At 40.9% G+C, this 25415-nt stretch carries 20 protein-coding genes; 6 read left to right on the forward strand and 14 right to left on the reverse strand.

Features of this window, described 5'->3' with window-relative positions; genetic code table 11:
- Positions 1-587: 587 nt before the first annotated feature.
- Positions 588-1982: a DUF5723 family protein gene (locus tag C511_RS0102385; RefSeq protein ID WP_024995272.1), complete on the reverse strand. Its 1395-nt coding sequence runs from the start codon at positions 1980-1982 to the stop codon at positions 588-590.
- Positions 1983-2084: 102 nt separating this feature from the next.
- On the opposite strand from C511_RS0102385, the gene C511_RS0102390 reads away from it, so the two are divergent.
- Entirely contained in the window at positions 2085-4430 is a 2346-nt protein-coding gene (locus tag C511_RS0102390; protein WP_024995271.1) for a glycosyl hydrolase 115 family protein, read from the forward strand.
- Positions 4431-4511: 81 nt separating this feature from the next.
- Here C511_RS0102390 and C511_RS16030 read toward each other — a convergent pair whose 3' ends face one another.
- From C511_RS16030 to C511_RS0102410, 4 genes are all read right to left on the reverse strand, one after another.
- The gene (locus tag C511_RS16030; protein ID WP_024995270.1) at positions 4512-5195 is read right to left on the reverse strand and encodes a phosphatase PAP2 family protein; all 684 of its coding nucleotides are present in this window, start codon (positions 5193-5195) and stop codon (positions 4512-4514) included.
- An 81-nt stretch (positions 5196-5276) separates the two neighbouring features.
- Entirely contained in the window at positions 5277-6332 is a 1056-nt protein-coding gene (locus C511_RS0102400; RefSeq protein WP_034781245.1) for a sensor histidine kinase, read from the reverse strand.
- A complete protein-coding gene (locus tag C511_RS0102405) occupies positions 6329-7003 on the reverse strand; it encodes a response regulator transcription factor (protein ID WP_024995268.1) in 675 nt (224 codons plus the stop codon). Before C511_RS0102405 ends, C511_RS0102400 begins: the two co-directional genes overlap by 4 nt.
- 18 nt (positions 7004-7021) lie before the next feature.
- Positions 7022-7942 carry a DMT family transporter gene (locus C511_RS0102410; protein WP_034781550.1) on the reverse strand — a complete coding sequence of 307 codons (921 nt, stop codon included), beginning with the start codon at positions 7940-7942 and terminating at the stop codon, positions 7022-7024.
- 107 nt (positions 7943-8049) lie between these two features.
- On the opposite strand from C511_RS0102410, the gene C511_RS0102415 reads away from it, so the two are divergent.
- Entirely contained in the window at positions 8050-8883 is an 834-nt protein-coding gene (locus tag C511_RS0102415; RefSeq protein ID WP_024995266.1) for a CvfB family protein, read from the forward strand.
- Positions 8884-9040: 157 nt separating this feature from the next.
- Complete coding sequence (locus C511_RS0102420; RefSeq protein WP_024995265.1) at positions 9041-10231, forward strand: hypothetical protein; 1191 nt, start codon at positions 9041-9043, stop codon at positions 10229-10231.
- 193 nt (positions 10232-10424) lie between these two features.
- On the opposite strand, the gene C511_RS16035 is transcribed toward C511_RS0102420, so the two are convergent.
- The 8 genes from C511_RS16035 to C511_RS0102460 form a co-directional block, all read right to left on the reverse strand.
- The gene (locus C511_RS16035; RefSeq protein ID WP_024995264.1) at positions 10425-11507 is read right to left on the reverse strand and encodes an alpha/beta hydrolase; all 1083 of its coding nucleotides are present in this window, start codon (positions 11505-11507) and stop codon (positions 10425-10427) included.
- 76 nt (positions 11508-11583) lie between these two features.
- Complete coding sequence (locus C511_RS0102430) at positions 11584-13932, reverse strand: TonB-dependent receptor (RefSeq protein WP_024995263.1); 2349 nt, start codon at positions 13930-13932, stop codon at positions 11584-11586.
- Between the two features lie 137 nt (positions 13933-14069).
- Positions 14070-16016 carry a transglycosylase domain-containing protein gene (locus tag C511_RS0102435; protein ID WP_034781249.1) on the reverse strand — a complete coding sequence of 649 codons (1947 nt, stop codon included), beginning with the start codon at positions 16014-16016 and terminating at the stop codon, positions 14070-14072.
- 143 nt (positions 16017-16159) lie between these two features.
- Positions 16160-17494: a TolC family protein gene (locus tag C511_RS0102440; RefSeq protein ID WP_027317729.1), complete on the reverse strand. Its 1335-nt coding sequence runs from the start codon at positions 17492-17494 to the stop codon at positions 16160-16162.
- A gap of 18 nt (positions 17495-17512) precedes the next feature.
- Positions 17513-18619 carry an efflux RND transporter periplasmic adaptor subunit gene (locus C511_RS0102445; protein WP_024995262.1) on the reverse strand — a complete coding sequence of 369 codons (1107 nt, stop codon included), beginning with the start codon at positions 18617-18619 and terminating at the stop codon, positions 17513-17515.
- A gap of 78 nt (positions 18620-18697) precedes the next feature.
- On the reverse strand, positions 18698-19942 hold the full coding sequence (locus C511_RS0102450) for an ABC transporter permease (RefSeq protein WP_027317730.1): 1245 nt from the start codon (positions 19940-19942) through the stop codon (positions 18698-18700).
- Between the two features lie 30 nt (positions 19943-19972).
- On the reverse strand, positions 19973-21229 hold the full coding sequence (locus tag C511_RS0102455; protein WP_024995261.1) for an ABC transporter permease: 1257 nt from the start codon (positions 21227-21229) through the stop codon (positions 19973-19975).
- A 16-nt stretch (positions 21230-21245) separates the two neighbouring features.
- The gene (locus C511_RS0102460) at positions 21246-21962 is read right to left on the reverse strand and encodes an ABC transporter ATP-binding protein (RefSeq protein WP_024995260.1); all 717 of its coding nucleotides are present in this window, start codon (positions 21960-21962) and stop codon (positions 21246-21248) included.
- A 175-nt stretch (positions 21963-22137) separates the two neighbouring features.
- Here C511_RS0102460 and C511_RS0102465 point away from each other — a divergent pair, with 175 nt between their 5' ends.
- Complete coding sequence (locus C511_RS0102465; protein WP_024995259.1) at positions 22138-23118, forward strand: ROK family protein; 981 nt, start codon at positions 22138-22140, stop codon at positions 23116-23118.
- Positions 23119-23189: 71 nt separating this feature from the next.
- Here the strand turns inward: C511_RS0102465 and rplS are convergent, their stop codons facing one another.
- Entirely contained in the window at positions 23190-23543 is a 354-nt protein-coding gene (gene rplS, locus C511_RS0102470; protein WP_024995258.1) for a 50S ribosomal protein L19, read from the reverse strand.
- A 163-nt stretch (positions 23544-23706) separates the two neighbouring features.
- Between rplS and C511_RS0102475 the strand changes: the two genes are divergently transcribed.
- Positions 23707-24477, forward strand: a complete 771-nt coding sequence (locus tag C511_RS0102475) for a 5'-nucleotidase C-terminal domain-containing protein (protein WP_024995257.1) — start codon at positions 23707-23709, stop codon at positions 24475-24477.
- 40 nt (positions 24478-24517) lie between these two features.
- A complete protein-coding gene (locus tag C511_RS0102480) occupies positions 24518-25396 on the forward strand; it encodes a bifunctional metallophosphatase/5'-nucleotidase (protein ID WP_024995256.1) in 879 nt (292 codons plus the stop codon).
- The last annotated feature ends 19 nt before the right edge of the window (positions 25397-25415 follow it).

Here is a 25415-nt window from a genome sequence, read left to right on the forward strand (position 1 = left end):
AGCCGGGGAGCGTCTATTTTTATAAGAAGTCCAAAAGAACCGATAAAGCGTTGTTTTCATAAGCAGATTATAGAATTTGTTTTGAGTTTTGTAATGTTACTGATAAACGACGGCAAGTTATAAAGAAAATGGTCATAATCAAACAAAATACACCATAATATTTGCTCTTTTCTGTTGCTCTCTAAAAAAGAGTATTGTACGAATAACATCCATATTAATAACGTACTGTATGTATTTTAATTTCTAGGTGAACGATGTTTGTGTACACCCGGGTCTATAAGTGGTGTACACCTGGATGTACAAATCACGTACACCCCCATGTATAGGCTCTGTACACCCGGGTGTATATGGGTTTTGTACACCATCAAACTAAATGCACAAACGTGTCTATTTTGTCTTTTTATTACTTATGTTTTTAAAATGTAATTGTAATAAATAGCTGCAAAAAAGTTGGTGACACTTGGTGATACTTGGTGAGGCTTTTTTTTAGCCAAGTGTCACGCGAAATGGTCTGATTATCAAGTTGTTATAAGGTTGGTGATACTTGGTGATACTTTATTTCATACATTTTATGTAGGCCGAAAGGGCTAAGTTCCTGATGCTTTTTTCTTGCCTAGCGGAAACGAAATCCCTAAAAATGCATTCACACTTTTGGTGTTCGATCCTAAAAACATGTAGTCTGTTCCCACAAACAAAGGGCCTAGCTTCATCGCTAAACCAAATGATTTGCCGGCACTCTGGATAATGGAATAACTGGCAGCTAGGTTAAACCAGTTTCGAGGACGAATATTGGCCGACAGTGTTAGCTCACTTTGGGTTTTCGGTTCCACCATTCGTGTTGTTGAAAGAGCGCCCAAAACCAACCAATTGTTCAGCAGACTATACTCTGCGCCAAATACCAACGTTGAATGCAGAGAGGTGGTGCGCGACTTGCTTTGAGAGTCGTCAATCTTAAGTCCCAATAAGTCATAATTAAGCACATCGCCTGATTGCACGATGTCTTCAAACTCATGATAATTAGTGTAATAGTACGTTCTGTTAGTCTCAGAACGGGCGTAATTGGTACTCCCTTTTGTCCAAGAAATAAATCCCAAATCGAGTACGGAAGCCGAAAACGTGAGCTTAGGAAGCAATCGATAAGATACGCCCATATCAACAGCCGCTCCGTAACCGGCAATGCCGAAGCCGTTAAAGTCGAATTCGTCAATATAGCCTTCTTCGTTTTCGCGCAGCTTCATTCCTTTATATGAACTTTCAAGGTTGGCATCAACACGAATGGAAGCGGTGCTGTTTAACCAAGTGTAGGGTACATCGGGATCATCGTTAATGCTCGACCGAACCTGAATTTCATTTACCCGCAACTTCAGATTGCCTGCGCCAAGCAGAATTTTGAATTTTCCTCCCACGGTTAAGCGTTCGTTAATGGGGCGGGCATAACCCAGTCCCAGCTCGGTATAAGAGTTAATTTCAAGATTTTCATGCTTTATCAGGTAGTCCATGTTTTGATAGTCAACGGCATCTTGCTGATCCATGTCACGCAGGAAATCGAACATACTTTTGGGAACCTCCGCCCCTAAATCCACTCGTGCACCTACATTGACAGACCAGAAATTCTTGCCCTTATACCATCCGAAAGACAAAATATCGGTATGGGCCGTTACGTTTATCCGATTCTGATCCGACAAGCGACTCCTGAATTTTTCATCGGAGTAAAAGTTATCGTCCGAATTATCAATGACATCAACAATGTCATTGTAACCCAGCGAATTAGAAGATGCAGCCGCATTGATGGCTCCTGCAACCGGGAAATTGAAGTATCCACGAGTGGGAGTTAAAGCCGGATTGAGTTGAAGTCGATAGGTAACACCTTCCATAAAATAAGAAGTTCGCAAAAACTGCGAATAGCCTGAGAGACATAGAGGCAGGAGCATCAGTATCGCACTCATTCGTTTGATACATGGGAGCTGTTTGTTAGTAATCATAGCTTCATTCTATTAAGTTTACTAAATGCAAATATATGATAAAATTTGAATATCCCGCCCTAAACAATTACTTTTGCTTTCAATCAGATATACCAGAAACACATGAAACAGCTTTTTATTTTCATCTACTTACTTTTCCTTGCCACGGCGATGCAAGCGAAGGATGCTAAAGCATTTCTGCTCACGAAAAATGATGCAGTCACCCTTTATTGCCATAAGAACGAAGCCTTGGTTGTGCAAACGGCCTTGAATTTGTTCAGACAAGATTACGTAAAAGTGCTGGCGGCATCGCCTCGAACGGAATCATTGAAAAAGGCGCGGATTGTGGTGGGAACGATCGACAATCCTGAAATTGTAGCTTGGGCTGCCGAACAAGGCATCTGTTTGGATCGTTTGCAAGGAAAGCACGAGGGGTTTCTGCTGAAGGTTTTGGGCGTGGGGAATAAATACCGGTTGGCTGTGTTGGGTAGCGATAAACGCGGAACGGCCTACGGGCTGATGACTCTTGTGCGTATGATGGGAGTTTCTCCGTGGCAGTGGTGGGCTGATTGTGAACCGACACCGAGGGAGGTGTTTCAGCTTGAGGCCGACTTTGAAAGGTTGGAAGTTCCTTCGGTGGCTTATCGGGGAATCTTTATCAATGACGAAGATTGGGGTCTGAATCCGTGGAGCAGCAATAACTACGAACCTAAGATGAGACAACGAAACGGTGAGGATTCTACTCCGCGAAACGGTGAGATAGGCCCTTATACGCACGAGCGTATCTTTGAATTATTGCTTCGTTTGCGTGCTAATATCTTTTGGCCGGCTATGCACGAATGCACGGTGCCTTTTTATCTGATCAAAGGCAATAAAGAGGTGGCCGATAAATATGGTATCTTGATTAGTACTTCGCATTGCGAACCCATGATGCGTAATACCAATGGTGAATGGAGAAAAGCCGGACTAGGTGATTATAATTTTGTGACGAACGCAAAGCAGGTTGTTCATTTCTGGGAGGAACGGGTGAAAGAGTTATCGGGATCGGATTGTCTGTATACGTTGGGCATGCGCGGTGTGCACGACAGTGCTATGGAGGGTGCTAAAACCATACCCGAACAGGTGAAGGTGCTCACGGATGTGTTGAAGGTGCAACGTGATCTGCTCGCCATGCATGTTAATGCGCAAGTCGATAAGGTTCCGCAGCAGTTCATCCCTTACAAAGAGGTGCTGGATTGCTATCACTCGGGCTTACAGGTTCCGGATGATGTGACTCTCATCTGGTGCGACGACAATTATGGATACATCCGCCATTTCCCAACCGAGCAGGAGAGAACCCGCAAGGGTGGTCACGGTATGTATTACCATGCCAGTTACTGGGGCCGACCGCACGATTATTTATGGCTGGCTACTACTCCCCCCGAACTGATTCATGCTGAGATGCAGCGTGCTTATCGCCACGGTGTAGATAAGGTATGGGTGCTGAATGTAGGTGATATAAAACCGGCCGAGTACCTCATCTCTTTGTTTGTTGATATGGCTTGGGAGGGCAGTAGGTTTGGGAAGGACAAACTCGGTGCCTACATGGCGCGTTGGTATGAAGAGCAGTTGGGCATGGAAGGCAAGGAGCTCTTACCGCTATGGGAAACATATTATGATCTTTCGTTCAAACTTCGTCCCGAATTTCTTGGCGGGACCAGAACGGAGGAGAAAGACCCGAAATATAAATTGGTGAGTGATGTTCCGATGAATGAAAAGGAAATCACGGAAAGGCTTTCACAATGCCGGGAGATGATTGATGCCATGAACCGATTGGAAAAGCGGGTTCCTCAAACCAGACTGGATGCTTGGTTTCAGTTGGTGGAATATCCGTTGTCGGCTATGGCTGCCATGAATGAAAAGATGTTGGGTGCACAGTTGGCGCGCCATCGTCTGGCTAACTGGGACAAACCGCTGGAGGCGTTTAACCGCATTGTGACATTGACGGAGAAATACAATGCTTTGAAAGATGGTAAGTGGGAGGGCATTATGAGTTGGCAACCGCGTAACTTGCCTGTTTTTGCTCCTGTGAAAGAGGAATACGTTGATGCTCCGCTAACTGCCCGCACCAATGGGAAGTTGGTTTTTCAAAGTGATTTGTGCATCGGTACTGAGTTGTTGCCCGGTAAGGACATCAGTTGTTTGGTTGAAACGGCCAATGCCGACTCGTTAGTGGTGGAAATACGTACGTTACCGGTTCATCCCACGAACGGAAATGTTGTTCGCTATCGCTTGCAGTTGGACAACGAACAGCCCATTGAGCTTGACTTCCACACCGAGGGACGTAGTGAAGAGTGGAAACGGAATGTGTTGTCTAATTATGCCAGTCGTATGGTAAAGTTGCCTCTTCATAACAAGAAACGAGAGTGCAAGCTGACCGTCACTGCCGTTGATGAAGGGGTGTTTGTGCAGGAAATTGTTATTCACTAAGAGAATAAAGAAATGGAACATACTCGTTTGAATGAGCATTTGGAAAGACATTTCAAGGGAGGTGTATACTATTCATGCGTTCTAAATGAAGAAGCAGGTTACCAGCATGGCGAAGATCAGGAGTATGCCTCCAAACGATAGAAAAAGCATGTGCTGTTGCGTGCAACACGGATGTATGATGTTATATTGAGCAGCGATTTGAAGTCTGGATGCATACAGCCATTTCAAGGTGAAGTAAATAAGAGTGGAAACGGCAAAGCCCACCAACATTCCTACAACAATGTCTGACGGATAATGAACTCCCATATAGATGCGTGAATAGGACACTAATACGGCCCATACCATAATGAAAATACTTAATATCCGACTTTTGAAATACAAAACTAAAAAGAATGCCAGTCCAAAAGAATTGGCGGCATGGCATGAGGGAAATCCGTATTTACCCCCTTTATAACCGTCAATCAAGTGTAATAGAGAGGAAATTCCGCTTTGCACTTGCGAAGGTCTGTACCGATGGAAAAAAGGTCTTAATACGGAGCCGCACAACTGATCCGTACATGCTATAACTAGTGCGAATGCCACCAATGCAATGGCGGCTTTTTTCCATCCTTGCCCTCTTTGCATGATGTACAGTATCAGTATGTACAAAGGAATCCATGTCCATTTATTAGCAACTAACCACATGAAATGGTCCCAAAAATGGGAATGAAATTGATTAAGAAACAGCAATAATCTGGAGTCTGAATTTAAAATTGATTCAAGCATAACCTATTTTTTGTTTAGGCACAAAGTAAAAACATGTTTTTGTAGAAATATTGTATTTATTGTAGCTTGAGCCTTTAGATGTCACGCAAATGAAACGATAAAAACATGCTTGTTGTTCTCGTGGCGATAGTTGATTCTCCAGTGGTGGTAGTCACAAATTGATTTGACAATGGACAGTCCCAGTCCGTTACTTTCCTGCTTCCCTGCTTTGCTTTGAAACCGTTTGTAAAGAATGTTTTCATTCATCGGTTTTTCGTTGGAACTATTGGACACAATCAGTCGATCCGGCGAAACCGATACACTAATTTCTCCGTCGGGTATGTTATGCCGGATAGCGTTCACGATCAGATTGTTGATGAGACTTTCTAACAGGAAGCGATTGGCATGCACGCAAACTTCTTTCTCTTCGTATATTTTTTTTATACGCAGAGAAGCTGTCATGGCGCTTAATGTTTGAAGAACATTGTCCACTGTTGTGGTTACGTTTACAGATGCTTTTTCCTCATATTGATTATTGTCTATTTTAGAAAGCAATAAAAGATTTTTGTTTAGATGCGACATTCGTTTGGATACGGTGTACAACGACTGAACGATTTGAGATTGTTTTTCATTTAGTTCCGGAAGCTGTAATAACATATCCAGCTTGGATTGTATGACGGCAAGCGGGGTCTGTAATTCATGAGAGGCATTCTCTGTGAATTCCTTTTGCAATCTGTAACTCTTTAAATTATTCTCTATGAGATGTGTCAGTGAGTTATTGAGTCGTTTAAACTCTTTTATATCAGATTCTGAGAATTGAGGCAATGCTCCTCCTTCCAGATTAAATCGTTCTATCTTCTTTAGTGTGTCATCAAAGGGTGTCCACAGCTTTCTTGAAATGAAGAACATCACGAAGATGGATGATATGCTGAGAATAAAAGAAATAACAAGAAACTGTAACATTACTCCCTGAAGTACATCTTCTTCCAAATCGAGTGTAGGTAACGGTTTGTTCTGCTTGATAGCATTGGTTATTTCAATTAAATCTTCTGCGTAATAGTGCTCGGTGAGAAAATAAAACACCGGCGTTGCTAATGTGAATATGATCACAGTACACAGAATAAACTGTAGTTGACTTTTATATAGTAAACTTTTCATTCGGGCCATTTATAACCGATTCCGTAAATTGTTTTGATATAGTCACACGATGTAGCCTCAAATAATTTGGCACGCAAGTTTTTAATGTGCGAGTAAAGGAAGTCGTAGTTATCGAACATATCGGCTAGGTCTCCGTTCAAATGTTCGGCTAACGCTCCTTTGGATACTACTTTGTTTTTATTGCCAATGAAATAGAGAAGTAAATCGTACTCTGTCTTGGTTAGTATCACCGATTTATTACCAGCGGTGACTTCTTTACTTAGCAGGTCAATCTCTATGCCGTTGCTGTGTAGCACATTGCCTCCGGAAAATTGTCGTCGGCGTACCAATGCGTAGATGCGCATACTTAATTCAGGGAGATGGAACGGTTTGGCAAGGTAATCATCGGCACCTATTTTCAATCCCTGTACTTTATCATCTAAGGAATCTTTAGCTGAAATAATGATAACACCTGCCGGATTGTTTTGGTCTTTAATTTTACGTAGAATGTCAAGTCCATTTCCACCCGGTAACATTAAATCGAGCAAAATGCAGTCATAACTATATAAATCAAGCTTCATCAGCGCCTCCTGATAATTGAATGCTTGTTCACAAAGATAATCTTCTGATTTCAGGAAATCGGCTATGCTTTGTGATAAATCATGTTCATCTTCTATTATAAGTAATTTCATGGCAACACAAATTTCTTGTTATAACCTTTGTTTTCTTCTTCGGATATTTGCCAGCTGTTTCTGCAAATCGCCTCCCTGTTCAGCGAAGTACACTCCAAAAAGGATGAATACGGAGCCGGCCAATGCTACGGGAGTAATTATTTCATCAATAACCATAGCCGAGGTTACCAGGGTGATAAGGGGAATGATGTAGATGTAGTTGGTTGTTCGGACCACACCCAGTTGTTTGACTGTGAGGTTCCACATAATGTAACAAAGCATAGAGGCAATGAGTCCCAGAAAGACGAGATTGCTTAATACAATGGGATCTGTTATAGTTGTTACATGTAGTTGTGACGGATCAAATGCAAAGACTGGCAACATGGTGACAATGCCGTAAAAGAATATTTTTCGGGTAATGAAAAGTACACCATATTTGCTATCTAGTTTCTTTAGTATCGTTCCATAGAAAGCCCACATCAATGCTGCCGCTATGGTGAGCAGATCGCCGGCCGGACTTAACTTAAGTATGAAATTGCCGTTGAAGACAACCAGTGCAACGCCGATGAGTGCCACTAAAGAACCGTAATAAAGTCGGGACCTCAGCTTTTGTTTATCACCCCAAACACGAGACACAAAGGCGGTTAGTATAGGAGTGGTGCATAGAATAAGTGATACGTTGGATGCCAATGTGTATTGTAATGCTGTATTCTCAGCAATGAAATAGAGGGAGCCTCCACATACGCCCGAAGCAAGCAATAAAAGTTCATCGCGTTTGGTGTCTGCCCATATTTTTCGCGGACAAAAGAACCATATACTTACATAAGCAAGGATGAAACGATATAGCAATATTTCAGTCGGACTGAGGCCTTGCTGTAACAGTATTTTTGTGGAAACAAAGGTTGTTCCCCATATAATAACGGTTATCAGGGCCATGGTGTGATACCAAAAGTTCTTCATTTTTGTTTGCCTAATGCGGACTTGTTTGGGTTGTATATACATTTCTATCTATCCAAGGGCAAATATACGCTGTTTTTCTCTATCTTTGCATACTAATATACAAAAGTATGAGCATTGAGTTAGGCAAATTCAACACCCTGGAGGTGGTTAAAACTGTAGATTTCGGCGTTTATCTGGACGGAAAGGAAGAAGGAGAAATATTACTCCCCACTCGTTATGTTCCAGAAAATTGTGTGCCGGGCGATCTCTTAAATGTATTCTTGTATCTGGATAATGAAGAGAGACTAATTGCGACTACGCTTACTCCCTTAGTGCAAGTAGGCGAATTCGCTTGTCTGGAAGTGGCATGGGTCAATGAGTTCGGAGCATTTCTTAACTGGGGACTCATGAAAGATTTGTTTGTGCCTTTCAGGGAACAGAAGATGAAAATGCAGGTTGGCAAGAGCTATGTGGTTCATGCTCATATTGATGAGGAAAGTTATCGAATCGTTGCTTCTGCCAAAATTGAACGTTATCTGTCTAAAGAAACACCTACATATCAGGCGGGCGCAGAAGTGGATATTTTGATTTGGCAGAAAACGGATCTGGGCTTCAAAGCAATTATTGATCAACAGTTCCCCGGCTTATTATATGATAGTGAAATTTTTCAGTCTTTACGCACGGGAATGACATTGAAAGCTTTTGTGAAACAAGTGCGTCCTGATGGGAAAATTGATTTGATTCTTCAAAAACCGGGCGCTGCAAAAGTAGATGATTTTGCATCTTCTTTACTCGATTATATAAAGGAACATGGAGGAGCAGTGAAATTAAACGATAAAACTCCGGCCGATGATATCTATCAGATCTTTGGTGTGAGCAAGAAAACCTTCAAAAAAGCAGTTGGCGATTTGTATAAGAAACATTTGATTGTGCTGACTGACAACGGATTAAAGCTTGCCTGAAACCGGGCTGGCGGAGAATCCCCTTTAAGAATAGGAAAAATCCTATAAAGGAATAGATAGAATCACTAGGGCAGGGAATTTCCTTGCCCTATTTTTGTTGCATAAGATTAAGAGATTGAATAGACGCTATATGTTAAACCACTAAAGGACTTGAATTATGAAACGAATGATGATTACTTTATTTGCCATCGGAATGGTTGCCATGAGCAGCACAAGTATGGCCATGAGCACGAGCAGAGTCCGCAAAGAAACTCGTTTTCTCACAGATAAAATGGCTTACGAGCTAAATCTCAATACACGTCAGTATAATGATGCTTATGAAATAAACTTCGACTTCTTGTATGCTGTCCGGAATATCTTGGATGATGTTACTCGAGGTGAAGAATGGGCACTCGACGATTATTATTACTATCTTGATTTAAGAAATGATGACTTGCGCTGGGTGTTGAATGATTGGCAATATCGTAGCTTTATGAGCCGGGAATATTTTTATCGCCCCATTTACGCTGATCGCGGTGGATGGTCTTTCAGAATATATCTGAATTACTCGAATCCAACCTTGTTCTATTTCGGCTTACCGGTTCATTATCATACTTATACGGGTTCTCATTGTAGGGTTTATTACGGCGACGTTAGTTTCTATCGTGGACGTTACCATCATAACGTGTTTGTAGGAGTTCATAGTGTACGCAATGACAGAGTGTATTACTCACACAGACGTTCAGATTTTGGCAAGGTTACTTTCCGCTCTGATTCACACAGACGTCCTGAACACCGCAATATGGATGATCTTTATTCAAATCGTAAGGGTAACTCATCAAGAAGAAACAACGTTTCTGTAGAGAACCGAATTCGGATTGAAGGTGCCAATGTAACAACTGGCCGTACAGAGAATGATAATAGCCGCAGAAACGAGAATGTTCGTCGTGAGGATAGCAGAAGAATTGAAACAGAGAACCGGGAACGTGATAACAGCCGACGCCATAATGCTCCGGAGGTACGTTCAAACGGTAGTTCCATTCGCTTCACTCCGGTGAAAGAGGTCCGCAGTGAATCCAGCAGACGTACAATTGAATCTCGGTCTGATAGTCGTCCCTCCATTAATGAGGGTAGGAGTGAGGGTGTTAGAAGTGAGTCATCTTCTTCTGGCAGACGTGCAAACATGAATCGTCCTTCTGCTCCATCAAACGTTCGCACTGAGAATTCCGGTCGTAATAACGAGACTCGCAGTATCTCCGCACCTTCGAATACAAGAAGTGAAAGCCGTAGTTCTGCAGGTAATTCATCAAGAAGAAGTTCCTCCGATAACGAAAGAGATAGCCGGAGCTCACGATCAGAAAGAAGATAACAGTTTTTTTTAAGGTAAATAAAAATAGTTGGTAATCTACAATCGTTTTGATTGTTCACTTACCCTTAACTTAACTATTCTCTCTAATTTAATTTGAGCATTTTTTATTGAGGCTTAACTGAATATTTTAGCAAAGCCAAGAGAGTACCCCGGTTTGTGAAAATCAGGGTGCTCTCTGTTTTTGTACTTTCAATTACTTAGTCGTTAGTGGTGAAGTGATTTTGGATTTATTTTTTTGAGCGTTATGACTATCCGGATAGTTCTTACAGTTATACTCGTAAAGTTCTAACGCACTGTCTTTACGATCTACTGATATAGCGTATTTAGCAAGATTTTCTATTAATATTTCATCGGGTATAAAGTTAAAGTGAAGTTTCCGGGATAGTTTTCTATATTGTTCCTCTATTAGTTTTGGGTTGTTTGGAATTTCTTTTACCGGTAGTTCCATACCTTCGAATAATGTTTTCAATCCATAAAATATGCCCGGCATGATTACCGTTCCATGATTTTCGGTGGCATAATATTTCCATGCTGCCGTTAAATTGTTTGTCTGTTTAGAATCTATCAAATGAGTACAAAATTGCTTAATGGTACTGGAATGTTGCTGTTTGTCTTCTGCTTGGTCTTCCTGGGCCATTGCTATATATAAAAAACGATTTAAAAATTGGGTCTCTTTCCATTTTGATTCAGCCTTTATATATGTCTCACTGTTGTTCCACCACAAACTGGGATCAATAGCTATATATGCATTGAAAGAAAGAGGGTGGTCCAATAAAGTGTTTATGGTAAATAGCCCGCCAAAAGAGTGTCCTATTAGTATGTTGTATCCGTTAGTCCGGTAGAGGGAATCAATTTGATGCCGAAGTTCTTGTTGTATAAAAGTGCTGAACTGATTAGCACCGCCGCTATTTTCAGAAAGAACTTTGCCGTTATGCTTGAAAGATGATTTTGACGGTGTGAGATCTCTTGATCTATCGGTGTTGAGTATGCCAACAATAATACATTCGGGCATGTTGTTGTACATTCCTCTAGTGAATGTTTTTTGGATAGCTACAGCTGTTATAAAATGTGTGTCGCCGTCAAGTAGATAAATAACCGGATACGAGGCTTTACCATAATTATTATTCTGATAAGAAGGAGGCAAATAAATCCAGTAATTGCGCTCTTCGTTTAATGTTTCAGAATACAGCTTTTCTTTGTGACCTATTACAATACTTTCTTGTGCTGAAATGAGCAAAGGAAAGATAACTATGAATAGAGATAAAATATGCTTCATTGTTTTTAGGATAATAAAAAGTGTGTCGATAAATATTTCATCGACACACCTTGTAAAAATGTATGAGTTTGGTTATTTAGAAGCGATAAGTTACATTGGCAATAAACTGACGAGTCGCTTGCGGTGTTGCATTAAAGCTCGATGTCCAATATTCCTTATCAGTTAAATTATTCAGTTTAAGACTGATACGATACTTGGTTTGTTCATAGAATGCTGTTGCATCAAGTTTGAAATATCCCGGTACAGTTATCTTGTTGTCAGAGTCAAGAAAATGATCACTCGAGTAGTTACCACCTAATCCTAATCCGAAACCATTTATCACACCATGCTGGAATTTGTGACTCACCCAGAAGTTGGCGATATGATGAGGTATTGCGTAAGGATGCTTACCTACAATAGACGGATCTCCTTTTGTGTATTTGCTGTCATTGTATCCATATCCTAAAATAATGTGCATGCCTTTGATAGGATTGGCTATAAGATCCGCTTCAAAACCTTTACTTCTTTGAGTTCCGTCCTGAATGCTGTATGTTACTCCATCGGTTCCTGCAACGGTTCGGACTCTGTCTTTCACGTTTATGTCGTAATAGCTTAGTGTTCCATTCAATTTGCCATCAAACAGTTCAACTTTCAAACCACCTTCCCATTGATTCGCGTGCTCGGGCTTAAAGCTAGTTGGCTTATCGGGGTTATCTTCTGATAAAGCAGGGGCTACGTTTTGGAAACCATCCATAAAATTACCGAAAACGGAAACTTTATCTTTGAGGAGTTGATATACGAGTCCCATTTTAGGGGAGAGCGTCGTTTGAGTATAATCATTGGCTACATCATGAAATCTGTCTACCCTCAAGCTTGCCATGAATGTAAAACGGTCCGAAAGGTTAACTACATCGGAGGCGTAGGCGCTGACTGTCCGTTCTGAACGTAGGGCTTGGGCACGTTTTGCACTAGCCAATGATTGCTGATATTTGTAAATGTTAATGGCAAAAGTGCCGCTAACAGGAATATTGCTGTAAGCTACCGTAGCTCTATCGTTTGTGTTGACTAGTTGTGTATAATCAACGCCCAACAGAAGACGATTGCGGATGTTGCCTATCTTAAAATCACCAATGAAATTTTGCTGTACCTGATTGGTTGTAAATGTGCTTGGAATATTCATGATGCTTGGAGTAATGGTGTCTTTCTTATTCACTGTAAGGAACAGATAGTTGGCATTGTTTTCCGTATTAGCATATGAATACTGAGTTTGAGAAGTCCAGCTATCTGATAATTTATAAGTTGCCTTACCAAAAACATTGAATACTTTAGATTCACACAACAATTCGTTTGATGTATATGATTTCTTGAAGTCCCAATTCAGTTGATCAATATTGGTGATACCTGCAGCAGATCCAACTCTTACGTATGTTGCTGTTCTTTCAGTCTGGAAATATTCAAAATCTACATCTACGGTTAGTTTGTCGTTTACAATGTATGTGAACGTGGGAGCAATCATAATGGAACGATTAATTCCATAGTCTTGGAAGCTCTTTTCTCTATGTATTGCAGTGTTTAAGCGTACCATGAACGTTTTATCATCATTCAATGGTGTGTTATAATCAAAAGTTAAGCGCCCCAAACCACCTGCGCCGGTTGTTAATCCTGCTTCACCTGCCTTGCCGGCAAATGCTTTTTTAGTGACACGATTAACTAGGCCTCCGTATGATATGAGTGTTGACCCGAACAAAGTAGCTGAAGGTCCTTTGATGATTTCGAGGCTTTCAAGGTTTGCCGGATCTGATAACGAAACAAAATTGGTAGCCATACCGTTTCTGATGGCTCCGGCACCATTCAAACTTGAAAAGCCGCGCATGCGAATACCCAAACCGATTCCGCCAGAACCGGGCCCTTGTGAGACATTCCCAACTCCTGGTGATGACATAAGTGCGCTTTGAAAATCAACGGCCACTTGTTCGGTAAACAGCTCTTTAGGTACAACGGTATATGCTTGTGGATTTTCCAGATTTTTTATAGGCATTCTGGCTACGAAGTCTGATTTCTTTTGTGCAAACTTCTTTATCATTCCGTCAACAACAACTTCTTCAAGCATTTGTGCAGATACATCTATTCTTATAGTACCTAGGTTAGCTGTTTGATTTGAGGCCAGATTAACTGCTTTCTCTATCGGTTTACTTCCCATGTACGAGAAGAGGATAATATAGTTACCCGGGTTGGCGTTAAAGGAAAATTCTCCTTTTTCATTGGTGTAACTCCCGGTACTTTTCCCTTTAATACTAACAGCCACTGCATCCACTGGTGATCCATCGTCTTGTGATACGACTTTCCCTGTTATCTTGCCTGTTTGGGCATACATGTAAGTAGCACTGCATAGTGTTATAAGCGCTAACAACCAAAGCCGTTTAGCGAATCCTGATTTTTGCTTCATCGATTAAATGTTTACGTGTTTCAAACTTGGTTAAATATGATGCGGCAAAGGTAGATACACCTATTGCCGCCCACAATAACCACAAATAATCATAATGAAGTTCAAAATACCTATATTAAGTGATAGATGTTTGTTTTCTATTCAACAGGAACAGTCTGTATGCTGTCGTGTTTCGCTCTAAGATGGTTCAATGCCGCTCCTTTGATAGTGATTTCGGGCTTGATGCTATCGGCATCTAACTCGCTGATAAGTCCTTTTACCTTTAAACGATTGGCTATCAGATGGTAGTAACCTTTCATATAGTCTTTTAACTGACCTTCGGTAGTAAAGGAGCTTTTATAATGTTTCGGTTTGGGTATGATAGAGGCTAAAAAAATACTTTCTTCTGTGGTTAATTCCGAAGGACGTTTGCTGAAGTAATAGTCGGCGGCTTCATAGATGCCGTATACCATGGGTCCCCATTCTGCTATATTGAGGTATACTTCATACATACGCTGTTTAGAGGTGAGACACTTTGTTTCAATCAACCAGACAATAAGGGCTTCTTCAAGCTTGCGGGCAATATTCTTTTTGCGATTTAAGAATACGTTTTTTACCAGTTGCATGGTGATTGTACTGCCTCCACGTGCAAAGCGTTTGACTTTCAAATCATATATCAGTGCTTCGCGTAGTGCGTCAGGTAAAAAACCTTTGTGATAGAAAAATGCTCCGTCCTCACTTTGTAGCACAGACATCTGTAGCAGAGGTGATATACTATCGAGCGGAGTAAAATGTTCATAAGAAGGACCTACATTGAATGTTTTTACAGGTTGTTCCTTTTCGTAGGCTGTATAACTAAATTCTTCCGACATTTTTGCCAGGTTGGTAGCTCCGTATTTTATGATATGAAAATCCTTGTGATTTAATTCGGATTCTAGTTTTAAACTGTCTAATTGTGAGAAATCAAGATCGAACAAGAAATGATAAGATAACATTCCTTTGGTCTGTATTCCTTCTAAATTGCTGAACAGCCCTTTGGGAAGTGAACCGAATAGCTCGTTTGCAGGGAACCACGGTTTGTTAATGGTGGATTTGATATGCCACTTGTCGTGTTTCTTTTCTATATATAAATAAGGATGAAACTCTAATTTGTTGAACTGTACATGGCTACTACTGTCAAGCTCTGCGAAATTGCTCCCCATGTGGATGTGATAGCTGAATTTGCCTCTGTCAAGATTGATCCTATCGGGAGATAATGCGTGGTGCAAAACTTGCAACCCTGTAATGGCAGCAACTCCGCTTAATGCAATCTGACCACTACCGATGTTGGTTTTGGTAAGGCTATAGGAGAGCGAATCAAACATGACTTCTGCTTCAAAATGCTTCTTTAGATAAGGTAAGTATACTTTCTGTTTCTTTTGACTGTATAATTCAGCTTTTATGGTATGGCTTGAACGATTCAGTTCTCCGCGGGTTGTCCATCGCTGGTACTGGTTCTCTTCTCGAACAGTGATTTCTGATGAAAACTGATTGTTCTTGATTGTCAGTAGTGGCACTTTTACCTCAATAAGGTTTGTATCGCGCTGATGAGTGACTGACAGATGACGTATCTCTCCGTTTTCGGGTAATAAATCGAATACTAATTCCAATAATTCATCAGCTTGTTTGGCATAATTGTATTCTTCTTTTTTTGAAGGAGTTTCTTTTTTCTCTTTCTGGAAGAGAAAGTCATAATTGGCAATGGAATCTCTTTTGATGAGTTGGATCTTCAATTTGTCGAGTTGTACATCTTGTACTTCCAGGTGTCCGCCGAAAAGCTTCCAGAAGTTAAACTCCAAACGGAGTGTTTGCAGCTGGAGTAGCGTGTCGCGCTGCTCAGGAATGATTGTCAGTCCATTCATTTCTATATGCGATACCCCCTTTAACTCAAGTGATTGATAGCTGATGGAAAGACCTTGTTCTCTTTTGGCTTTGGCAATTCTTCTATCCATTGATATTTTGAGCAGACTGTTTCTTGCTATGTATAATCCGCATACAGTTAAAACAAGTAGCACGGAAATTATTCCAATGGTTTTTATCAATTTTTTCTTGAGTGCAGTATTCATTTCTTTTTTATTGTTTCTTCAAAGCGGTACAAATTTACTTATTTTCATTTTAGCAGAGGCCTCATGTGAAATAAAAAACCGGCGATGATAAATTCTATCGATCGCCGGTTACTAATTGACACACATTTAATTTATAGAAACTGTTACTCGATTGGTTTTCCTTTGTAGAAATCAAGTATTTTAGTACGGAACATATATTCGTACTTGGCTTGTATACGATCAGATACAGACTTCATTAAGTTTAGTTTTGACTCATTAAATTCAATGGCAGTGGCTTTGCCGTTCTCAAACTTTTGTGTCATCAGCTTGAATGCTTCTTCATTAGCAGAAACGGCTACATCACTGGATTGATATTTGCTTTCTGCAGCCAAAGCATTATACCATGCCTGCTGAATTTCTTTGTAAAGCACTTTTTTTGCATTGTCCAGTTGCAAAGAATAATTCTGTTGTTGCAGCCTGGCTGCGCGTACCCTGTTGCGAGTCTCGAAACGATCAAATAAAGGAATGTTTAGGCTAAGTCCGATATATTTGCTGAAATTATCTTCCATCTGCTTGCTGAAGCTGCTTGTTATGGTTGAATAATAGTTTGTACCTAAACTCCCGTTTAACGATAGTTTGGGATAGTATCCGCTTTGAGCAATCTTTATATTGTTTTTGCTTCCTTCCAACCGGTACTGAGCTGCCATTACACTGGGCTTATTACTAGCTGCTGTGAGAAAAATCTCATCTGGAGGTGTTAATACCTCAAACTTTGGTTGCACATCGGGCGCAGCAATACTGAAACCTTCCATGGTGGAAAGTTCAAGTAATTGGGTTAACTCCAGAAGTGATAGCTGGTAATTGTTTTTTGCTTGTACAGCGCTCATCTGGTCTTGTGCCACTCTAGATCTGGCTTCTGCAACCTCTGCCGGAGATGCTTTTCCTACTTCATTCATTTTCTCAATGCGTGAAAGTTGCTCTTTGCTTAATAGCACTTGTTCTTCTGCAACCTTACTTAGCTCTTGATTATACAAAACTTGTACATAGGCAGATGCTACATTTACAGCTAAATCTTCCTTCGCTTTTTCTAAGTCAGCAGTGGCTGCTTTTAGGTTTAACTTGGCTAAAGTATATTGGTTGGGTATACTGAAACCTGTAAACAACGGTACGTTGGTGCTTAATGAAAAATTAGTTCCTCTACTACTAGCATTTTCATATACGCTGCTATATACCTTTGTGACGGTATCTTGTACCGGTCTGCTGGTACGTCCCCAATTAAAACTTTGCTCTGCTCCGGCGTTCAGATTCGGTAAACGAGCCCATTTGGCAGTGTTTACATCCACATTGCTCTGTTCAGCTGCGTTCTCGCTTTGTTTCACGCTGATGTTGTGGCTGATGGCGTAGTCGATGCATTGGCGGAGTGTCCAGCTCTCTTGCGCCATGCTACCTAATGGTATTACACCGACAGCCATCCAAAGAGTTATTATTTTTTTCTTCATATTCTGTTCCTTTTGCTTTTATTTCTTCTTGTCGGTTTTCTCCGCACCGCGTACTTTTTCTTTCATTGTCAAACCTTTCTTGATCTCCAGTTTGATACCGTTACTCAAACCGGTAGTAACTTGACGGCGGATGAACTTCTGTTCAGGCACACTGTCTGTTAGCACCCATACAAATGTGCTGTCGCCACTGAATTCAATTGTGCTTTCGGGTATAGCAAGAACTTTTGATGCTTTGTCGAGTACAATCTCTGCATTGGCTGAGTAGCCTGACCGGATATTAACAGAATCGGGAACCTTAATTGCTGCTTTAATTTCGAATTGATTGGCACCGTTCTGTTCAACTCCTTTAGGAGAGATATATTCTAATGTAGCATCAAAGGTCAGGTTCTGTAAAGCACCGATCGTCAGCTTGATAGGCATGCCTTCGTGAATACGTCCTACTTCCGTTTCATCAATGTTACCACGGAAAATGAGGTCATTCATATTGGCAACTGTTGCAATGGTAGTACCGTCGTTGAATGTGTTACTCATAATCACTGAATTACCTGCTTTCACGGGAACGTCTAATATAAGGCCGTCAATGGTAGAACGAATCATTGTATTGCTATAAGAAGCACTTTTCTTTGTGATACCTTCCTTAATGATGTCGAGAGCATCTTTGGAAGTGGCTTTCTCTTCCCTGGCCTGCTTAACACTTACTTCGCTTTTCTCATATTCTTCTTTGCTGATCAGTTTGTCCTGATACAGTTTTTTCATACGGGCAAATTCCGTCTCAGCTTGTTTAGAGTTAATTTCGGCAAGGCGTAAACGGTTTTCAGCACTGTTTAACTGTCCCAGTTCCGGTATGACTTTTACTTTAGCTATGACTTCACCCTTCTTTACTGTTTGTCCGGCTTCTTTGTACACTTCATCAACAATACCCGAAATCTGTGGTTTAATAAGGATTTCATCACGTGGTTCAACCTTTCCCGTGGCAACTGTTGTCTTCTCCAAATCAGTTATCTCGGGAGTCACAATTTCATATTGTTTGATTTGGGGTTTTGATTTGCTATACAAAAAAGCAAATGTTCCCACGAAGATGGCTGCTACCACCACTACTAATGCAATTTTTACATACTTTTTCATTGTACTTATTCTATTAATTATTTTTCATTGTTTGTGCAAACATAAACGCCTGTTTTGCTTCGTTTTTAAGGTCTTATGTTATTCATCACGTATGGCTTCAATCGGTTTGATTGACATGGCCCGGTATGCAGGCGCTAGTCCGGCAAGCATGCCTAAAGTGAGTAATAGTAAGCAGGTTCCGATGGCCAACCAGAAACTAATCTGGAAATGCGCATGATTTTCACCGGAAGCGTTAATCCCAATTTCGGCTACCTGTAATACCAGTACACCAAATGATATACCCGCCATTCCTGCAATAGAAGTGAGCACCATACTCTCAGACAAAATTTGCTGAAGTATGTCTTTAGGACGAGCGCCTATCGCACGGCGGATTCCTATTTCAGTAGTACGTTCTTTAACTGTCACCATCATGATATTACTTACCCCAATAGCACCTGCTAACAATGTACCGAGACCAACCATCCAGATTAACATGCGAATTCCTGCAAATAAATTATCAATCATGGAAAACATCGCTTCAGCATTTAATAGCATTACTGCCTGTTTGTCATCGGGATTGATATAATGTGCTTCTTTTATAATTTTCTCAACTTGGTCTTGCAAATCAGTTATTTTCACTCCGGGTTTAGCTGTAATACAAGCCATATCTATGTTTTTACCGAAATTATAAGCTTGCTGCATGGTTGTAAAGGGCAAAACTACACTTTCGGATGCACGTCCGTTGATATTAATATTCCCTTCTGAAACACAAACGCCTATGATTCGGTAATAAATACCGTTTACCCGCACATACTGTCCGCACGGATTCTCTTTTTTAGGAAACAGTTCTTCGAATATACGTTTACCAATGGTACAGACCTTGCGTCCTTCAGCAATGTCAACATCATTTATAAAACGTCCGTATAACATCTCTTGCACTTCGATCTTGTCATATTCCGGGTATAATCCTTTGACAATGCACGAGCTGCTCTTGTCGCCGTACACTGCAGAGGCTCCCCATTTGTTGATGGTCGGAGTTATGACTTCTATTCCTTCTACTTCACGACGTAATCGTAATACATCATTATTGTCCATGCTCCACCAGCGGCCTTTTCGGAAACCTTTGTAAGCCTCTCCGGTTTGTTGGGGCCAAACAAAACACGAGTTGGTTGCAAATCCTTCGAAGTTAGCCTTCATCATGTCTTGCATTCCGTTTCCACCGCCAATCAATGCGATAAGCATGAAAATGCCCCAGAATACCCCGAAGGCTGTTAATAAGCTTCGGGTTTTGTTTCGGGTAATGGTGAGAAAGATCTCCTCCCACGTATCTATATCATATTTCATAACTATTCAGAATTGTTTGTTATTACATGTTTATTCAGCTCTTAACGCCTCAATGGGGCTTATGCTGACTGCTTTCTTTGCCGGGAAAAATCCGGCAAGAGTACCGGCTATGATAAGTGTCAGAGTTGCTTGAATAGCAATCTTTACGTCAACGGTGGGATCTAGAAATACAGTTTCAGTCCACATTCCTGTATCCATGGTCTGACTTCCTGCTACCATATTCATATATTCGGTTGCTCCGATACCCGCCACCATGCCAATGTATCCGAACAGAGTTGTAATAACAACACTCTCAATGATGATGAGCCATAAGATAGAAGATGGTTTAGCCCCTAGAGCTTTTCGAATTCCAAATTCCCTAGTGCGCTCTTTTACAGTAATAAGCATAATATTACTTACTCCAACAATACCGCTGAGCAATGTAAAAATACCAATGATCCAGATAGCGGTACGCAGAATGTTCATTCCCTTTTGTTGTTGCAGGTATTGCGTAAAGCGATTCCATATCCAAATAGCACCGTCGTCTGTAGCGTCAAAACGGTGGTGTGCTCCAATTGCCTTTCTATAATCTTTTTCGAATGTTTCGTTAGCCTCTTCCGTGTTTAGCTCTTTGGTCGTGAAAATAATATCGTTCAGGGTATCGCCTTTGTTATATATAAGTTGTAAAGTAGTGAAAGGTACATACGCTTCACGGGTGTCTCGATCTTCTTTATTTTCATATAAACCTACTATCTGATAAGCAGTTCCGTTGCCGTTTATGAACTGTCCCATTGCTTGCTGTCCTCGAGGAAATAGAATATCGGCTGTTTTCTTATTGATAACAATCACTTTTCTTCTTTCCTGAATGTCAATGTGATTTATGAATCGACCGCCGGCCGATTTAACTCTTTCTACCTCTGTATAATCAGGGTAAACACCGTTCAAGGTTACATTCACATACTCCTTTCCATGACTGATGTTTACACTTCCCTGTTCAACGGTAGCACCTGCTGTGATTACGTTTTTACGGAAGTTTTTAGCAGTGATGTCCACATCTTCATTGTTGAGTCTGATTCTTCTGCCTTCTTTTAAACCATCGTATGATTTACTGGTACGACCCGGGAATATCTTGATGGAATTCATTGCCATGTCCGAAGAAGAAGCTTCGAATGCATGGATAAGACCATTGCCTGCACCCAGCAGCACAATCAGCATAAAAATCCCCCATGCCACTGCAAAGCCTGTGAGAAAAGTACGCAGTTTGTTTCGCCTGATCGTTCCGTATATTTCTTGCCAAATATCTATCATAAAAGTAATATTGTGTTTATTTCATGAAGCCGTTTTGTCCGAACGGAGATGCATCATGATTATGATTTTCTTCTATTCGCTCAATGATACCGTCTTTGAGGCGTATGATCTTGTTTGTTTGGTTGGCAACTCCACTTTCGTGAGTCACCACAACAATAGTCATTCCATCCTCGTTCAGTTGTTTAAGGATATTCATTACTTCAACAGATGTTTTACTGTCGAGTGCGCCGGTAGGTTCATCGGCCAGAATAATTTGAGGTTGAGAAATCAGTGCTCTTGCAATGGCAACGCGTTGTTTCTGACCTCCACTCATTTCATTGGGCATGTGGTGAGCCCAATCTTTCAATCCCAGACGATCCAGATATTCCATTGCTAACACATTTCTTTTTCTTCGACTTATTCCTTGATAGAAGAGAGGCAGAGCTACATTCTCCATAGCGTTCTTGAATGAAATCAGGTTGAATGATTGAAATATAAATCCAATCATACGGTTTCTGTACTCGGCTGCTTTGGTTTCACTCAGGTTTTTAATAAGCACATCGTTTAAGAAATACTCCCCTGTATCGTAATTATCCAGAATACCAAGGATGTTAAGCATGGTTGATTTTCCCGATCCGGAAGCACCCATGATGGATACGAACTCACCTTTATTGATATCTAGATTGATACCCTTGAGCACATGCAGCGGCGCCCCGTTGTAATAGGTCTTGTTAATGTCTTTTAAATGTATCACTTGTGTAGCTTTTAAATTTTTGTTTCTCGTATTATTAATCTATTAGACGCAAGCTATTGGCTAAAAGTTGCAGAGTACACAAACTTTTTTAAAAAAAGATTTTGTGAACTCAATCTTCTTTGCGTAATTTGTGTGCTATAAACGTTTAATTAACTAACCCTTTTAATATATTATCATGAATTTAGGAATGGAAAAGCCCTACGTAGTAGGAATTGACATTGGCGGAACGAACACTGTTTTCGGCATTGTTGATACACGAGGAACAATTCTTTCGAGCGGAGCAGTGAAGACACAAACGTATGCTACGGCTACCGAATATGTGGACGAAGTATGCAAAAACCTGCTCCCACTTATTATTGCGCAAGGAGGTATCGAAAAAATCAAAGGTATTGGTATTGGAGCACCGAACGGCAATTATTATAGCGGAACCATTGAGTTTGCGCCCAATCTTCCGTGGAAAGGAATTATTCCTTTGGCTGCTATGTTTGAAGAAAAGCTGGGTATTCCTACTGCATTGACCAATGATGCGAATGCCGCAGCTGTGGGAGAGATGACCTACGGGGCTGCACGTGGTATGAAAGATTTTATCATGATTACTTTAGGAACCGGTGTGGGTAGCGGAATCGTTATTAATGGACAGGTTGTTTATGGTCATGATGGTTTTGCGGGTGAATTGGGACACGTTATTATGCGTCGTGATAATGGTCGTGTCTGCGGTTGCGGTCGTCACGGATGTTTAGAGGCTTATTGTTCGGCAACAGGTGTTGCACGTACGGCCCGAGAATTATTGGCTGCGCGTACAGACTCAAGTTTGCTTCGTAATATTCCTGCAGAAAGTATCACTTCAAAAGACGTATATGATGCGGCTGTGCAAGGAGATATGTTGGCGCAGGAAATCTTTAATTTCACGGGAACTTTGTTGGGAGAAGCTTTGGCTGACTTTGTGGCATTCTCCAGTCCGGAAGCTATTGTGCTCTTTGGAGGTCTGGCTAAATCGGGTGATTACATTATGAATCCTATTCAAAAAGCTTTGGATGCAAATGTTCTGACTATTTTCAAAGGAAAAACCAAACTACTTGTTTCTGAATTAAAAGATTCGGATGCGGCGGTTCTTGGCGCTAGCGCTTTGGCTTGGGAGTTGAAAGAAATTAAATAAATCAAATAAAAAAAGGAAATGCATTTGCATTTCCTTTTTTTATCTCGAATAAGAGGTCGTTAAATCGAAATTTACTTGATAACTCTTTTTTCTTTGATTCTAGCTTTCTTACCAGTAAGAGCGCGAAGGTAGTACAGTTTAGCACGACGTACTTTACCCACTTTGTTCACTTCGATGCTATCAATAGCAGGTGATTCGATTGGGAAAATTCTTTCTACTCCAACTGTTCCAGACATTTTACGAACTGTAAAACGTTTCTTTTCTCCATGGCCTGAAATCTTGATAACAACACCACGGTACAACTGTACACGTTCTTTGTTACCTTCAGTGATACGATATGCTACTGTTACAGTATCACCAGCTTTAAAGCTTGGGTGTTGTTTGCCGGTAGCAAATGCTTCTTCTGCAATTTTAATTAAATCCATTGTTGTTATTATTAAATTGTTTCATCGATACAACGCAACATATCAAGTAACTCTTCTGTGACAGCGATTGCGCGAAAGCGGTGCAAAGGAACGAATTTTTTATGATATGACCAAATGATTTAAGTTCATAAATATTATATTTGTAGCAATATAAATGAGGATTATGAATAAGAAGTATTTTGTAAATGGTCTTTCTGCTACCATGCTGGCTGCCGTATTGCTCTTTTCGGGATGTAAATCGGCGTATCGTTTGGTAGCAGTTGAAGGCAGTAAAACGGAAATCTCATCGAAGTGGGACCGTAACCCCAATGAAGAGGCGATAAGTGTGTTGGCACCTTATAAAGCACAAATAGATAGTATTATGACTCCGGTTATCGGCAAGAGTGCCATGGACATGAAGGCCGACAGACCCGAAAGTCTGTTATCCAATCTTGTGGCCGATGTGCTGCGTCAGGCAGCTTCCAACTATATCGGCAAACCGGCCGACATGGCGGTAACTAATGTGGGAGGCTTGCGTAGTTCACTTAGCAAAGGAAATATTACCTTTAGCGATGTGTATCAGATACTACCTTTTGAAAACTCTCTTTGCATTGTTACCCTGAAGGGCAGTGACCTGCAAAGTTTAATGGAAAATATAGCCTTGGCGCGGGGGGAAGGAGTCAGCAATGCCAGACTGGAAATAACCAAAGACGGGAAATTGTTAAGTGCTTTTGTTGATGGGAAATCGATTGATCCGGATAAAACATATGAAGTTGCTACACTTGACTATCTGGCCGAAGGAAACGACAAAATGGTCGCTTTCCTGAAAGGACAAAAGAAAATCTGTCCGGAGGGTGCAACCATGCGTGACATCTTTCTGGAATACGTAAAACAGCAAACAGCGGCGGGCAAGGAGATAACCTCTTCGATAGAGGGGCGCATTGTTGTGAAGTGAGAACTGTATTTAATAGGATCAATAACGAAAAAATAAAAAGATGAAAAGAATAAATAGTTATACACTCTTTGTTTTATTGCTATGTGCTTTGGGCCAGCCGGCTTTTTTATCGCCGGTCGTTGCACAGTCGGTCAAAACCATAACTATTCTGCATACAAATGACACGCATAGTCGCATTGAACCGGTAGAAATCAATTCTCCTGATAAAGACTTAGCAGATAAAGGCGGTTATGTAAGGAGGGCTACTTATATAAACGAGGTGCGTCAGCAAATTCCGAATTTGTTGTTATTTGATTGTGGCGACTTCTCACAGGGAACTCCTTATTACAATTTGTTTAAAGGGGAAGTGGAGATTAGGCTCATGAATACGATGGGTTATGATGTAGGAACTATTGGCAATCACGAGTTCGATTTCGGCCTGGATAATATGGCTCGTTTGTTCAAAATGGCTAAATTCCCCATTGTTTGTGCTAATTATGACGTGAAAGGAACCGTGCTTGAAGGATTGGTTAAGCCGTACGTTATACTGAATCGCAATGGACTGAAGATTGGGGTCTTTGGGCTAGGGCCTAAGTTGGAAGGACTGGTACAGGCCAATAAATGTGAGGGTATTATTTATAACGACCCGATTCGCGCTGCCGATAAAGTGGCGGCTTACTTGAAGAATCAGGAAAAGTGCGATGCCGTTATTTGTTTGTCGCACCTAGGATATACTCCTTCTTCCAAGGAAGATACTTCGTGTGACGTAAGGCTTGCAAAAGAAACATCCAATATAGATGTAATTCTGGGAGGTCACTCTCATACCTTCCTTAAAGAACCTGTGATTTACAAGAATGCAGTAGGCAAGGATGTTCCCGTTTCTCAGATGTGGAAGAACGGAGCTTACGTAGGGAGAATGGATTTGAAATTTAAAAAATAAATGGATCGGATATAAGTTT

Source organism: Bacteroides graminisolvens DSM 19988 = JCM 15093 (assembly GCF_000428125.1).
GTDB lineage: Bacteria > Bacteroidota > Bacteroidia > Bacteroidales > Bacteroidaceae > Bacteroides > Bacteroides graminisolvens.